We start from the raw sequence: 12,996 nt of genomic DNA on the forward strand, positions 1-12,996 counted from the left end.
GCCGCCCTGCTCTTCATGTCCGGCGCCGACAGCGAGCGGCCGGCGTCCGGGACGCCGCGCCCGCCCGTCGGCACCGGGCCCTTGCACTGGTCGCCCGACGTCAAGCAGCGGTACTTCCAGAGCCGTGAGACTCTCCGGGACGAGGTGGACACGCTTGCGCTCCGCGCGGCCGGAAACCCGGCTCACCTGGCGGAGCCGGTCCGGCTGCAACGGGTACTCACCGTGCGCTCGGCCGTCTATCGGCAGTCCCGCACCCACCTGTTCGCGGAACGTGTGCGAGGGCTGTTCGACGAAGGTGTGGAACTGGCCCGCCGTCCGCACCGGTACGACGACGCCACCGGGAGCCGGGCCCTGGCCACGGCCCTGACGGACAGAGCCACCTTTCATGCCGCTGCCGAGGAGTTCGCGGCCGCCCGTGACGGCTTTCTCCCGGTATGCGGAGTGGCTTCCTGCTGCTGCCACCAGTCGCGTTCGTACTCGGCGGGCGGTACATGGCCGAGGGTCGAGTGAAGCCGTTCCTCCGGCTCGGCCTTGAACGTGCCGTTCAAGGTCTCGGTCATCGCATGGTCATGGCTGTCCGTGACGGACCCGATCGACGCCGAGGCGTCGATCTCGGCGAGCCGGACTGTATGCCGAATGGATACGTGTTGCGACCCGCGGTCGCTGTGCCGGATGAGACCGGATTCCTTCTTGATCCTCCGTCTCCACAGGGCTGCCTCCAGGGCATCCAGGGGAAGTTCGGTCCGCATGTGGTTCGCGACCCGCCGGCCGACGATCATTCGCGAGTGCACGTCCAGGGTGAACGCCGCGTATGCCCAGCCGGACCGGGCGCGGACATACGTCATGTCCGCCACCCGGAGCTGATCCGGACGCAGGGCGGTGAAGTCGCGGTCGACCAGGTCCGGCGGGCGTGCTCTTCGGGTGTCTCGCGAGGGTTCGACTGCTCCGGAACCGAAAGCGATCTGTTAAATGTTGGACCTTGCGCATCCTGTCTATCGTCGATAGTTTTCCGGTGTCGCACATTGTGACTCGCGCTACACCACCCGGTGTCGCCAGCAGCGCGGACCACCCCCGTCCTGGAGGACATCGTGGCCTCTTCCTCCGACCGCCCGCAGGTCTCGATCGTGCGGGTAGCTGGTGCCAGCCTCATCGGCACGGCGATCGAGTTCTTCGACTTCTTCATCTTCGGTACCGCGGCAGCGCTGGTCTTCGGAAAGCTCTTCTTCCCCGACCTCGACCCGCTGATCGGCACCCTGGCCGCCTTCGCGACCTTCGGTGTCGCCTTCATCGCTCGCCCGCTCGGCGCAGTGATCTTCGGTCACTTCGGTGACCGGGTCAGCCGCAAACGGATGCTGATCACCAGCCTCATGATGATGGGCCTGAGCACCGTCGCGGTCGGCCTGCTGCCCACGCACGAGCAGGTCGGCATCCTGGCTCCGATCCTCCTGGTCGTCTGCCGCTTCATCCAGGGGCTGGCGCTCGGGGGCGAGTGGAGTGGTGCGGTGCTGATGGCCGTGGAACACGCGCCCAAGAACAAGCGGGCGTTCTACGGCAGTTGGCCGCAGGTGGGTGTGCCGCTCGGCCTGGTTCTCGCCACCGGCATGTTCTGGGTCGTCCAGCAACTTCCCACGGCGCAACTCGAGTCCTGGGGCTGGCGTGTCCCGTTCCTGCTGAGCGCGGTACTGGTGGCCCTCGGTCTCTACATCCGGCTCAAGATCGAAGACTCGCCGGCATTCGAGGCGGTCAAGGAAAAGGGGCAGCAGGAGCGCTTCCCGGCCGGTGTCGTCATGCGCAAGGCCGGCGGTCGTGTGGTCATCGGCGCGCTGGCCATGGCGGCGGCGAACATCCCCTTCTACATGGCGACCGTCTTCGCGCTGACCTATGGAGCCAGTGACGGCGTCAGCAGAAACGCCGTGCTCGGCGCGGTGTGTCTCGCCTCGCTGGTGCAGATGGGGACGATCCCGCTGGCGGCGAGGTTCTGTGACACCTATGGCCGGCGCCCGGTCCTGATGGTGGGCTGCGTCGCCACGGCCGTCATGGCCTTCCCGTTCTTCTGGCTGGTCGACACGCACCACCCCGTCGCGATCATCGCCGCCATGATGCTGGCGCTGCCGGTCTGCCACGCGCTGACCTACGCGCCGGTCTCCGCCTTCCTTCCCGAACTGTTCCCCACTCAGCTTCGCTACAGCGGCTCGGGGATCGCCTACACGCTCGGCGGGCTGCTGTTCAGCGCCCCGGTGCCCTTCATCTCCGCCGCGCTCTTCGACAGCTTCGACGCCGCCTGGCCCCTCTCGCTCTACATCGTCGTCGGTAGCGTGCTGACCTTCGTGGCCGTCACCGTCTCGCGGGAGACCCGTGACGACGAGATCGCCTGGTCGGACGACCCGGCGGAACGGACCCCCGACGGCTCCGCCGCCGGCCCGGACCCCGTCCCGGCCGTCCACTGAAAGACCCCGTGGGCCGCCCGATGCTGGCACGCGGGCGGCCCACGGCCCCTAAAGGTCCACTATTGACCACCTTTAAAATGTTCGACATTATGAAGCGGTGAAGGCTATGACTTTGACACCGGCCCCACAAGGCCCCTTGGACGGTGTGCGCGTGGTCGACATGACGACCTCGTACGCCGGGCCCACAGCCGCGATGTACCTCGCTGATCTCGGAGCCACCGTCGTCAAGGTGGAACGGCCGGGCCACGGTGACGACACCAGGAGTTGGGGGCCGCCGTTCGTGGACGGCGTCTCGGCCTGGTTCTCCTCGGCCAACCGCAACAAGCAGTCCTTGGCGGTCAACCTCCGCGCCTCCACCGGCCGCGAGGTGCTGCTGCGGCTGCTCGACACCGCGGACGTCTTCCTCCAGAACATGAACCCGAGCAAGCTCACCCGCATGGGCATCGACGCCGAGACCCTGCGGGCACGCAACCCGCGGCTGGTCTACTGCGCGATGTCGGGTTTCGGCCTCGACGGGCCCGACAGCGCCCTGCCCGGTTACGACCTCGTCGCACAGGCACGGTCCGGCCTGATGTCGGTGACCGGGGAGCGGGGCCGCAGCCCGCAGCGCGTCTCGACCGCGCTCTCCGACGTGGTGACCGGCATGGCCGCGGCGGTCGCGATCAACGCCGCCCTGGTGCGGCAGTGCCGCAGCGGTGAGGGCGAGACCATCGACGTGTCCCTCCTCGACACCGACCTCGCGCTGATGGCACCACGGATCGCGGCCTACTGCGCCGGCGAGGCGGAACCCGCGCCCAGCGGCGGCACCGACTCGGTACTCGCCGTCTACCAGCCCTTCGAGACGGCCGACCGCCCCATCGTCGTGGCCATCGGCAACAACGCGATGTGGCAGCGTTTCTGCGAGGCCGTCGACCTGCCCGAGCTCGGAGCGGACCCGGCCCTCGCCGACAACGCCGACCGCCGCGAGCACCGCACGCGGATCACCGCGGCCGTCGCCCAGCGGCTCGCGACCCGCCCGGCGGCCGAATGGCTCCGTGTCCTCGGCGACGTCGAGGTGCCCGCCTCCCCCGTCCAGTCGCTGTCCGAGGTCGTGAAGGACCCGCAGGTGGTCGCTCGCGGGAGCCTGCTTCCGGTCCCCGGCTCCCAGGAGGAACTCGTGAGCGTCCGCAGCCCGTTCCGGCTCGCCTCGCAGACCACGCCGCGCAACGAGCGGTTCCCCGAACTCGGTGCCGACACCCGCGAGGTCCTGGGTGGACTCGGCTACTCCGAGCAGGAGATCACCGACCTCGCCACCGCGGGCACGATCGGCGTGGGTACCACGGCGGTGGCCTCGTGAGTACGTCCGACGCCCTGCTCGTGGACCGCGCCGGCGCGGTCACCACCCTGACGATCAACCGGCCCGAGGCCCACAACGCGCTCAACACCGAGGTGCTCGCCGCGCTGCGCGCCGCCGTGCTCGAGGCGGAGGCGGATCCGGCAGTCCGCGCGGTCGTCGTCACCGGCGCCGGGAAGAAAGCTTTCTGCGCCGGTGCCGACCTCAAGGAACTCGTCGGCATGGGGCCGGACCGGGCGCACGAGAAGATGCGCTCGGGCCAGCGGGCACTGCGCGACATCGAGCGCGCCGCCGTCCCGGTCATCGCCGCCGTCAACGGGGTCGCCCTCGGCGGCGGATTCGAACTCGTACTGGCCTCGACCTTCTCCGTGCTCTCCACCCGCGCCTCGCTCGGCCTGCCCGAGTCCGGGCTCGGCCTCATCCCGGGGTACGGGGGCACTCAGCGGCTGCCCCGGGCAGTGGGCTCCCCGACCGCGGCGTACCTGATGCTCACCGGCACCCGGCTCGACGCGGACCGCGCCCACCGGCTCGGGCTCACCCCGGTGCCGCCGGTCGCGCCGGAGGACCTGGCGGCGACCGCGAAGGCGCTCGCCGAGAAGATCGCCGCGCAAGGGCCGCTGGCCGTGCGCTCGATCCTCACCGCGCTCGAAGCGGGCCGTGACGCGCCCCTCGACGCCGGGCTCCAGCACGAGACCGCACTGGCCGCACTCGCCGTCGGCGGAGCGGAGTCCGACGAGGGCGTCAACGCCTTCCTGGAGCGCCGCCCCGCCGTCTTCGCCGCCCCGACGAACGTCCCCGAGGAGTCGACATGAGCGTGGAACCGCTCGCCCTCGATACCGACCCCAAGGCCTACCTGGCCCTGCACGACCTCCTGGACGAGCCGGCCGCCGATGCCGCCCTGACCGACCGTGAGCGCGAGGTCCGGACCCTCACCCGCGAGGTCGTCTCCCGCGAGGTGGCCCCCCGCGCGGCCGAACTCGACGCCACCCACGGCTTCGCCCACGACAGCGTGCAGGCCCTGGCCCAGGCCGGTCTGATGGGCCTGGTCCTCCCCACGCACCTCGGCGGCACGGGCGACACCAACGTCGCGTACGCCGTGGCGATGGAGGAGGTCACGGCCGGCTGCGCGGCGACCTCGCTCGTGTTCATGACCCAGATGCACGCGGCGTACCCGATCCTGCTCGCGGGCAGTGACGAACTGGCGCGGCGGTACATCCCCGGCCTGCTCGACGGCTCGGTGTACGGCGCGCTCGGCATCACCGAGCCCCACGCCGGCAGTGACGTCGCCTCCCTGCGGACCACCGCCCGGCCGACCGGTGACGGCTACCTGCTCAACGGGGCGAAGACCTTCATCACCACCGGCGACCGGGCCGGGGTGATCATCTGCTTCGCCACCGTCGACAAGAGCCTGGGGCGTCGCGGGATCAGCGCGTTCGTCGTGGACGGCGGCTGGGACGGTGTCAGCCACGGCCGGCCCTTCGAGAAGATGGGCATGCACGGCTCCAGCACCGCGGAGCTGTTCTTCGACGACGTGCGCATCCCGGCCGACCACCTCCTGGGCGAGGAGGGCCAGGGCTGGCGCGTGGTGATGAACTCCGTGGTCAAGTCGCGGATCAGCGCCGCCGCCCAGGGCGTCGGCCTGGCCCGCGCGGCGTACGCGCGGACCCTGGCCACCCTGACCCGGCTGCACGGCAGCCGGCTGCCCGACGAACACACCTTCGCACTCGCCGACTTGCGCGGCCGGATCCTGCAGGGCCGGCTGCTGCTGCACGCGGTCGCCCGCCAGGTCGACACCGCCACCGACATCCCGACCGGACAGATCGGGATGATGAAGCAGGCCTGCACCGACCTGGGCTTCACCGCGGCCGTGGAGGCCACCCGCATCCTCGGCCCGTACGGCGACCTCGCCGTCCTCGGTGTCGAGCGCTGCCTGCGCGATGCCAAGGTCACCCAGATCTACGACGGCACCAACGAGATCCAGCGGCTGCTCATCGGCCGCGAGATCACCCGCGCGATGGGAGAGCTGACATGACGGACCTGCACGGCAAGGTCGCGATCGTCACCGGAGCCGGGCGGGGGCTCGGCCGGTCGATGGCCTCGGCACTGGTCGCGGCCGGTGCCGCGGTCACCGTCGCCGCCCGCACCGGCGCGGAGCTGGACGCGTTCGTCGACGAGGCCAAGGCCGCCGACGGCCGGGCGCTCGCCTGCCCGACCGACATCACCGACGAGGCCGCGGTCGAACGGATGGTCGCGGCGACCGTCGAGACCTTCGGACGGGTCGACATTCTGGTCAACAACTCCGGCATCGTCGCCTCCACCCCCCTGCTGGACCAGCCGGCCGAGGAGTGGGACCGGGTGGTCGCGACCAACCTCCGCGGCACCTACCTCGCCACCAGGGCAGCCGGCCGCCACATGGCCGCGCAGGGCTCCGGCAAGGTCGTCAACATCGCCTCCAACTTCGCCCTCCAGGGCGTCGCCGCCCACGCGGCCTACTCCGCGTCCAAGGCCGGCGTCATCGCCTTCACCCGCTCCATGGCCGTCGAGTGGGCACGGCACGGCATCCAGGTCAACGCGATCGCCCCCGGCTACTTCGCCACGCCGCTCAACAGCGCGCTGCGCGCCGACACCGACGCCATGGCCAAGGTCACGCGGGCCATCCCCGCCCGCCGCATGGGCCGACCGGAGGAGCTCGAGCCGTGGCTGCTGCTGCTCGCCGGCAGTGCCTCGGACTTCATGACCGGCGAGGTCATCGTCATCGACGGCGGCCAGAGCGTCCGCTGAGACCGCCACGGCCACTTCAGGGAGAACCAGTGAGCAAGGTGAGCAAGACCGTCGCCGTCCTCGGCGCCGGCACCATGGGCTCGGGCATCGCCACCGTGATGGCGCGCGCCGGGCACCGGACGATCCTCTACGACGTCGACGAGGGCAACCTCAAGCGCGGCATCGACACCGTGCACGGCTTCTTCGACAAGAGCGTCAAGCTCGGCAAGCTCGACGCGACCGCCGCCCAGGCGGCCAAGGACGCCCTGGTCGGCAGCACGACCCTCAGCGACCTCGCGCCGTGCGACGTCGTGGTCGAGGCGGTCTTCGAGGACCTCCAGCTGAAGAAGGACACCTTCGGCAGGCTGGACGAGATCGTCTCCGAGCACACGCTGTTCCACACCAACACCTCGACGCTGTCGGTCACCGGCATCGCGTCCGGATCGCGGCTGCCGGAGCGGGTCGTCGGCACCCATTACTGCAACCCGGCACCGCTGATGAAGCTGGTCGAGGTCGCCGACGGCCGGCACACCGCCGACTGGGCGCACAAGGCGACCGTCGAGTTCCTCGATTCCCTCGGCAAGACCAGCGTCGTCACCCAGGACCGGCCCGGTTTCATCGTCAACCGGTTCCTGATCCCGTGGGAGAACTCCTGCATCCGCGCCCTCGAAGCGGGCCTCGGCACCAAGGAGTCGATCGACGCCGCCGTACTCGGTGGACTCGGACACCCCATGGGCCCCTTCCGGCTGCTGGACATCGTCGGCATGGACATCCACCAGCAGGTCGCGACCCGCCTCTACGAGCAGCTGCGTGACCCGCGCTTCTTCCCGCCGCCGATGGTCGAGCGGATGGTCGCCGCGGGCGACCTCGGCCGCAAGACCGGCCGCGGCTTCTACACCTACGACGACACCCGCCTCTTCGGGTCCTGAAGGAGACAGACGATGAACGACTTCCCGAGGGTCGGGGTGCTCGGCCTCGGCACGATGGGCGCCGGGATCGCGCAGGTGTTCGCCGCCTCCGGCCGTGACGTCGTCGCCCTGGAGACGGACGAGTCCCGGGTCGACGCCGGCCTCGCCGCGGTGGCGGAGTTCCTCGACGGCGGCGTCGCCCGCGGCAAGATCACCGAGGACGCCAAGCAGGCCGTGCTGGCACGCATCACCGGCACCACGACCATGGCCGACCTGGCCGGCGTCGACGTCGTGATCGAGTCGGTGACGGAGAACGCCGAGGTGAAGAAGGCGCTGCTGGCCGAGGCCGCCGCCGTCGTGGGCGAGCACACCCCCATCCTGACCAACACCTCCGCCCTGTCGGTCACCGACCTGGCCGCGGCCCTGCCGAACCCGGAACGGGTCGCCGGCCTCCACTTCTTCAACCCCGCGCCGGTCATGCGCACCGTCGAGGTGGTCCGCGCGCTGCAGACCGAACCCCGGCTGGTCGAGCGGCTGGTGGCGCTGGTCGCCTCCCTCGAGGGCAAGGAACCGGTCGTCGTCAAGGACCGGCCCGGCTTCCTCCTCAACGCGCTGCTGCTGCCCTACCTCAACGACGTCATCCAGGAGTACGACGACGGCCTGGCCACCGCCGAGGACATCGACACAGCCCTCAAGCTCGGCCTCGGCTACCAGTCCGGACCCTTCGAGATGCTCGACATGATCGGCCTCGACGTCCACCTCCACGCCACGCAGAGCGCGTACGCGGCGACGCTCGACAGCCGCTACGCCCCGCCCCCGCTGCTGCGCCAGATGGTCGCCGCCGGACGGCTCGGCGCCAAGAACGGCCAGGGATTCCGCACCGGAGAGAAGAGCACCCGATGAACGCACCGACCTACGACGACATCCTCATCGACCGCGACGGCGCGGTCCTCACGATCACGATCGACCGGCCCGAGGCCGGCAACAAGTTCCGCCACCAGACCTGCCTGGAACTCGTCGACGCGCTGCAGCGGTTCCGGCTGGACCGCGACCTGCGCGCGGCTGTGCTCACCGGCACCGGCGACAAGTTCTTCTGCATCGGCGGCGAGCACGATCCGGTCACCTCCCTCGACCAGTCCCAGGTGCTGCCGGTCATCGACGTCTACCAGGCGCTCGACACCATCCCCAAGCCGATCGTGGCCGCCGTCAACGGCTTCGCGGTCGGCGGCGGCAACGTGCTGCACACCGTGTGCGACCTGACCATCGCCTCCGAGAACGCCGTCTTCCGGCAGGTCGGCCCCATGGTCGGCAGCTTCGACGCCGGCTACGGCTCCTGGTACCTGGAGGACACCATCGGCCGCAAGCGCGCCAAGGAGATGTGGTACCTCAACCGGAAGTACACCGCCGCCCAGGCCCTCGACATGGGCCTGGTCAACGAGGTCGTCGCGCCCGGTGAGGCCCTGACCCGCGCCGTCGAGGTGGCCAGGGAGATCACCACCCGCAGCCCGCTGGCCATCGGCGCGATGAAGGGGGCGTTCTCGGCCCGCCACAACGGCGTGTCCGGGCAGGCCCGCATGGCCCACGACCAGCAGCTCTCGCTGTACCTGCAGACCCAGGAGGCGCACGAGGTCGGCGCCGCCTTCGGTGAGCGCCGCGAGCCCAAGCCCGAAAGCTTCTGGGCATGAGCTGGCACGGCCCCGCACTCGACAGCGACCAGCGTGACCTGATGGCCATGCTGGACGCCTTCACAGCCGATCGCGACCTCGTCCTCACCGACGAGCCGGAGACCGTCGCACGCCTGACCGCCGAGCTCGTCGAACTCGGCGTCTGGACCCTGGGAACCGCCGAGGAACACGGCGGCGGCGGCGCCGACCGCGCCACCACCGCGATCGCGCTCGAACGGCTCGGCCGCAACTGGCCCGCACTCGGCTGGGCCTGTGCCCAGGCACACGCCGCGGTCGACGTGCTCGCCCGCGACGAGCGCTGCGCCGACCTCGTCGGCCGGGTGCACACCGGGACGGCGGCGGTCGCGGTCGTCGACGCCGGCTCCGCCCATGTGCGGCTCGCCCGGTCCGGCACCGCCCTGAGCGGCTCGGTCGACCGGATCGACGCGGCCGCCGAGGCGCCGTACCTCCTCGTGCTGGCCGACGAGGACAGGGCGCTCCTGATCGACCCGGCCGCGCTCACCGCCCGTCCGTTGCGCCGGACCGGCCTCGGCGGGGCCCTCACCCGGTCCGTCCGGGTCGAGGCGAGCGGTGCCGCGGTCACCGAACTGACCGGCGTCGACGTCCCGGCGGCACGGGTCCGGCTCCGGCTCGGAGCCGCCGCCGTGGCGGCCGGCACGGCAGCGGCCGCCGCCGACGCGGCCGCCGCGTACTCCGCCGGCCGTCGGCAGTTCGGCGACGCGCTGACCGCCATCCCCACGGTGCGCCAGTCGCTGCTCGCGCAAGCCTCCCGCAGCGCGGTCGCCCTGGCCGCCGTGATGGCTGTGGCCGATGACCCGGTCCGCTCCCTCGCCGCCGCACGCGAGGCCTGCGACGGCGCGATCGACGTGGCCGCCGCCGCGCTGCAGTCACACGGCGGCTACGGCTACCTCGCCGAGTACCCGGCCGAGCGGTACCTGCGGGACGCGGTCTCCCTGCGCGCCGCCGCAGATGTCCAAGGCGCTGCCGTCACCACCGCGCGCACCCTGGTGGGCCTCGGCCCGGCCACCCCCCTTCGGAAGGACGGATGATGACCACGAGTCAGAGTGGTACCCCGCTGGCCGAGTTCCTCGACGGCCAGCACACGCCGGTCACCGACGACGACGCCGAGGCCTGGCGGGCCGCCGGCTGGTGGGAGGAGCGGTCGATCCGCTCCCTGCTGACCGAGGCGGCGCAGGCCCATCCGGACCGCGCGGCGCTCGTGGGCCACCGCACCGGCGGCGACCGGGTGAGCCGCACCTACGCCGAGTTCGACGCGAACGCCCACCACGCGGCGAGCGTCTTCGCCTCCCTCGGAGTCGCCCAGGGCGACGCCGTCGTGCTGATGCTTCCCAACTGGGTCGAGTACCCCGAGATGGTCTTCGGCATCAACGAACTCGGCGCCGTCTACGCCGGCATCCCGGTGGCGTACGGCGAACGCCAGGCGGCCGCGATCCTGCGCCGCAGCAAGGCCAAGGTGCTGGTCATCCCGCGGCGGTGGCGCAGCACCGAGAACCTCGAGCTCTCCCGCAGGCTGCGGGCCGAGATACCGACGCTCGAGCACGTCATCGTCCTCGACGACGACGCCTCGGACCTCCGCGACGGCGAGTCGCTCTGGTCGAGCCACGCCGGCATTCCGACGCGGACGTTCCCCGAGCCCGTACCCAGCCGTATCTGCTACCTCGGCTTCACCTCCGGCACCACCGGTGAACCGAAGGGCGCGATGCACAGCCACAACACGCTCATCTACGCCGTCCGCCGCCAGGCCGAGCACATCGGCCCGAAGGTGTACGGCGACCCGATGGTGCACCTGGTCGCCTCGCCGGTCGGCCACCACACGGGTTTCGCCTGGGGCATCGTGATGACGGTGCTGCTCGCGGGTACCGCGGTGCACGTCGACCGGTGGGACCCGGTCTGGGGTGTGCGGGTGATCCGTGAGGAGGGCGTCACGGCGTTCTTCGGCGCGCCCACCTTCCTCCAGGACATGATGCGCACCGACCTGGCGGGCGACCCGGACTGTCCGCTGACATGCCTGGTGATCGCCGGCTCCCCGGTGCCGCGCAATCTTCCCGCACAGGCCCAGGAGGCCCTCGGGGCCTACATCGCCCCCGCATGGGGTCTCACCGAGTGCAGCATCATGAGTTCCTGCACGCCCGACGAGCCGGCCGCGATCCAGAGAACCGACGGGTCGATCTTCCCCGGCTCCGAGGTCCGTGTCGTCGGCTCCGACGGCCGCGACGTGCCGCCCGGCGAGGTCGGTGACCTGCTCATGCGGGGGCCGGGAGTCGTGTACGGCTACTACGACCGGCCCGACGCCACCGACGACGCCTACCTGCCCGGCCTGTGGTTCAAGACCGGCGACCGGGCCAGCCTCGACGAGCACGGCTGGCTCTCCCTGCGCGGACGCAACAAGGACATCATCATCCGCGGCGGGGAGAACATTCCCGTCACCGACGTCGAGTCCGTCATCTTCGACCACCCCGACGTGGTGAACGCGGCCGTGGTCGGCATCCCCGACGAGCGGCTCGGCGAGCGGATCTGCGCGGTGCTGGTGACCCGTGCCGGCACGCCGGAGCTGACGGTGGCCACCCTGGCGGACTACCTGCTCGCCCAGGGCATGTCCAAGCACTACCTCCCCGAGCGGGTGGTCAACGCGCCCGAACTGCCGATGACCCCGAGCGGGAAGATCCAGAAATTCAAGCTGCGGGAGATGATCGCGTGAATGCCGCCCTGCCCCTCGACGGCATCAAGGTCCTCGACCTGTCCACCCTCCTCCCCGGCCCCCTGGCCACACTGATGCTCGCCGAGGCCGGGGCCGACGTGGTCAAGCTCGAACGGCCGGGCCGCGGCGACGAGATGCGCACGTACCAGCCGAAGTTCGGCGAGGCGAGCGCCAACTACGCCGTGCTCAACCGGGGCAAGCGGGCCTACGGGGTCGACTTCAAGGACCCCGCCCAGCGCGACCGGGTCCTCGAGCTGGCCGCCGAGGCCGACGTGGTCATGGAGCAGTTCCGTCCCGGGGTGGCCGACCGGCTCGGTCTCGGATACGACGCCGTCCGCGCGGTCAACCCCGACGTCGTGTACTGCTCGATCACCGGCTACGGGCCGACCGGGCCGCACGCCAAGCGGGCCGGACACGACCTCAACTACCTCGCGGAGTCCGGCCTCCTCGGAGTCGTCACCGACAGCACGGGCACGCCCGGACTGCCGGTCACCGTGCTCGCGGACATCGCCGCCGGCACCTACCCGGCGGTCGTCAACATCCTGCTCGCCCTGCGGCAGCGCGACCGCACCGGTGAGGGCACACGCCTCCAGGTGTCGATGACCCACAACCTCCAGGTCCTCGGCTACGGCTACTTCGCGGCCCGCCAGGCCGGCGCCGGCTGGCCGCGGCCGGGCGCCGAGCAGCTCACCGGCGGCAGCCCGCGCTACCACGTCTACCCGACCTCCGACGGCCGCCACATCGCCTGCGCCGCGCTGGAGCAGAAGTTCTGGGACCGGCTCGTCCAACTGGTCGGACTGGACGAGAAGTTCCACGACGACGCCGGTCAGGAGGAGGACGTCATCACGGCGCTCACCGCCCGGTTCGCCGCCGAGACCAGCGATCACTGGCGTGCCGTGCTGGACGGCGAGGACGTCTGCACGGTGGTCGTCGCCACCTTCGACGAGGCGGTCGACGCCGGGCTCGTCGACATCGACGCCCCCGAGCGGGTGTCCGCGCCCGGTGGCGACGCGTCGTTCGCGACGCTGCCCAGCCCGGTCTCCGCCGCGCTCCGGCGCGCACCCGCCACCACCCCGTACCCCTCACTGGCCGAGCTCGGCGAGACCTCGCCCTGGGCCTGACCGCCCGGTCCCGTACACATTTC

The 12,996-nt window shown here is 71.2% G+C and carries 12 protein-coding genes and 1 pseudogene; 12 read left to right on the forward strand and 1 reads right to left on the reverse strand.

What is annotated here, in order from left to right; translation table 11 throughout:
- Window positions 1–15: 15 nt before the first annotated feature.
- Window positions 16–510, forward strand: coding sequence for a hypothetical protein (locus V4Y04_RS32615; RefSeq protein ID WP_332431936.1), 495 nt, complete (start codon window positions 16–18; stop codon window positions 508–510).
- 89 nt (window positions 511–599) lie between these two features.
- On the opposite strand, the pseudogene V4Y04_RS37905 reads toward V4Y04_RS32615, so the two are convergent.
- Window positions 600–962 (reverse strand): annotated as a pseudogene (locus tag V4Y04_RS37905) (DDE-type integrase/transposase/recombinase); the annotation flags it as partial.
- Between the two features lie 126 nt (window positions 963–1,088).
- On the opposite strand from V4Y04_RS37905, the gene V4Y04_RS32620 reads away from it, so the two are divergent.
- The 11 genes from V4Y04_RS32620 (at window position 1,089) to V4Y04_RS32670 (ending at window position 12,973) form a co-directional block, all read left to right on the forward strand.
- Complete coding sequence (locus V4Y04_RS32620) at window positions 1,089–2,447, forward strand: MFS transporter (protein ID WP_332431937.1); 1,359 nt, start codon at window positions 1,089–1,091, stop codon at window positions 2,445–2,447.
- A 106-nt stretch (window positions 2,448–2,553) separates the two neighbouring features.
- Window positions 2,554–3,783, forward strand: coding sequence for a CaiB/BaiF CoA transferase family protein (locus V4Y04_RS32625; protein ID WP_332431938.1), 1,230 nt, complete (start codon window positions 2,554–2,556; stop codon window positions 3,781–3,783).
- Window positions 3,780–4,592, forward strand: a complete 813-nt coding sequence (locus tag V4Y04_RS32630; protein WP_332431939.1) for an enoyl-CoA hydratase/isomerase family protein — start codon at window positions 3,780–3,782, stop codon at window positions 4,590–4,592. The genes V4Y04_RS32625 and V4Y04_RS32630 overlap by 4 nt, the downstream gene beginning before the upstream one ends.
- Window positions 4,589–5,812 (forward strand): acyl-CoA dehydrogenase family protein, encoded by a 1,224-nt coding sequence (locus V4Y04_RS32635; RefSeq protein WP_332431940.1) that lies wholly within the window; start codon window positions 4,589–4,591, stop codon window positions 5,810–5,812. The genes V4Y04_RS32630 and V4Y04_RS32635 overlap by 4 nt, the downstream gene beginning before the upstream one ends.
- A complete protein-coding gene (locus tag V4Y04_RS32640; RefSeq protein ID WP_332431941.1) occupies window positions 5,809–6,561 on the forward strand; it encodes an SDR family NAD(P)-dependent oxidoreductase in 753 nt (250 codons plus the stop codon). Before V4Y04_RS32635 ends, V4Y04_RS32640 begins: the two co-directional genes overlap by 4 nt.
- Window positions 6,562–6,590: 29 nt before the next feature.
- On the forward strand, window positions 6,591–7,469 hold the full coding sequence (locus tag V4Y04_RS32645) for a 3-hydroxyacyl-CoA dehydrogenase family protein (protein WP_332431942.1): 879 nt from the start codon (window positions 6,591–6,593) through the stop codon (window positions 7,467–7,469).
- 12 nt (window positions 7,470–7,481) lie between these two features.
- A complete protein-coding gene (locus V4Y04_RS32650) occupies window positions 7,482–8,351 on the forward strand; it encodes a 3-hydroxyacyl-CoA dehydrogenase family protein (protein ID WP_332431943.1) in 870 nt (289 codons plus the stop codon).
- On the forward strand, window positions 8,348–9,133 hold the full coding sequence (locus tag V4Y04_RS32655) for an enoyl-CoA hydratase-related protein (RefSeq protein ID WP_332431944.1): 786 nt from the start codon (window positions 8,348–8,350) through the stop codon (window positions 9,131–9,133). Before V4Y04_RS32650 ends, V4Y04_RS32655 begins: the two co-directional genes overlap by 4 nt.
- Window positions 9,130–10,182, forward strand: a complete 1,053-nt coding sequence (locus V4Y04_RS32660) for an acyl-CoA dehydrogenase family protein (RefSeq protein WP_332431945.1) — start codon at window positions 9,130–9,132, stop codon at window positions 10,180–10,182. Before V4Y04_RS32655 ends, V4Y04_RS32660 begins: the two co-directional genes overlap by 4 nt.
- Window positions 10,182–11,852 carry an AMP-binding protein gene (locus V4Y04_RS32665; protein ID WP_332431946.1) on the forward strand — a complete coding sequence of 557 codons (1,671 nt, stop codon included), beginning with the start codon at window positions 10,182–10,184 and terminating at the stop codon, window positions 11,850–11,852. Before V4Y04_RS32660 ends, V4Y04_RS32665 begins: the two co-directional genes overlap by 1 nt.
- The gene (locus V4Y04_RS32670; protein ID WP_332431947.1) at window positions 11,849–12,973 is read left to right on the forward strand and encodes a CaiB/BaiF CoA transferase family protein; all 1,125 of its coding nucleotides are present in this window, start codon (window positions 11,849–11,851) and stop codon (window positions 12,971–12,973) included. Before V4Y04_RS32665 ends, V4Y04_RS32670 begins: the two co-directional genes overlap by 4 nt.
- Window positions 12,974–12,996: the final 23 nt, after the last annotated feature.

It is taken from the genome of Streptomyces sp. P9-A2, assembly GCF_036634175.1.
Taxonomy (GTDB): domain Bacteria; phylum Actinomycetota; class Actinomycetes; order Streptomycetales; family Streptomycetaceae; genus Streptomyces; species Streptomyces pratens.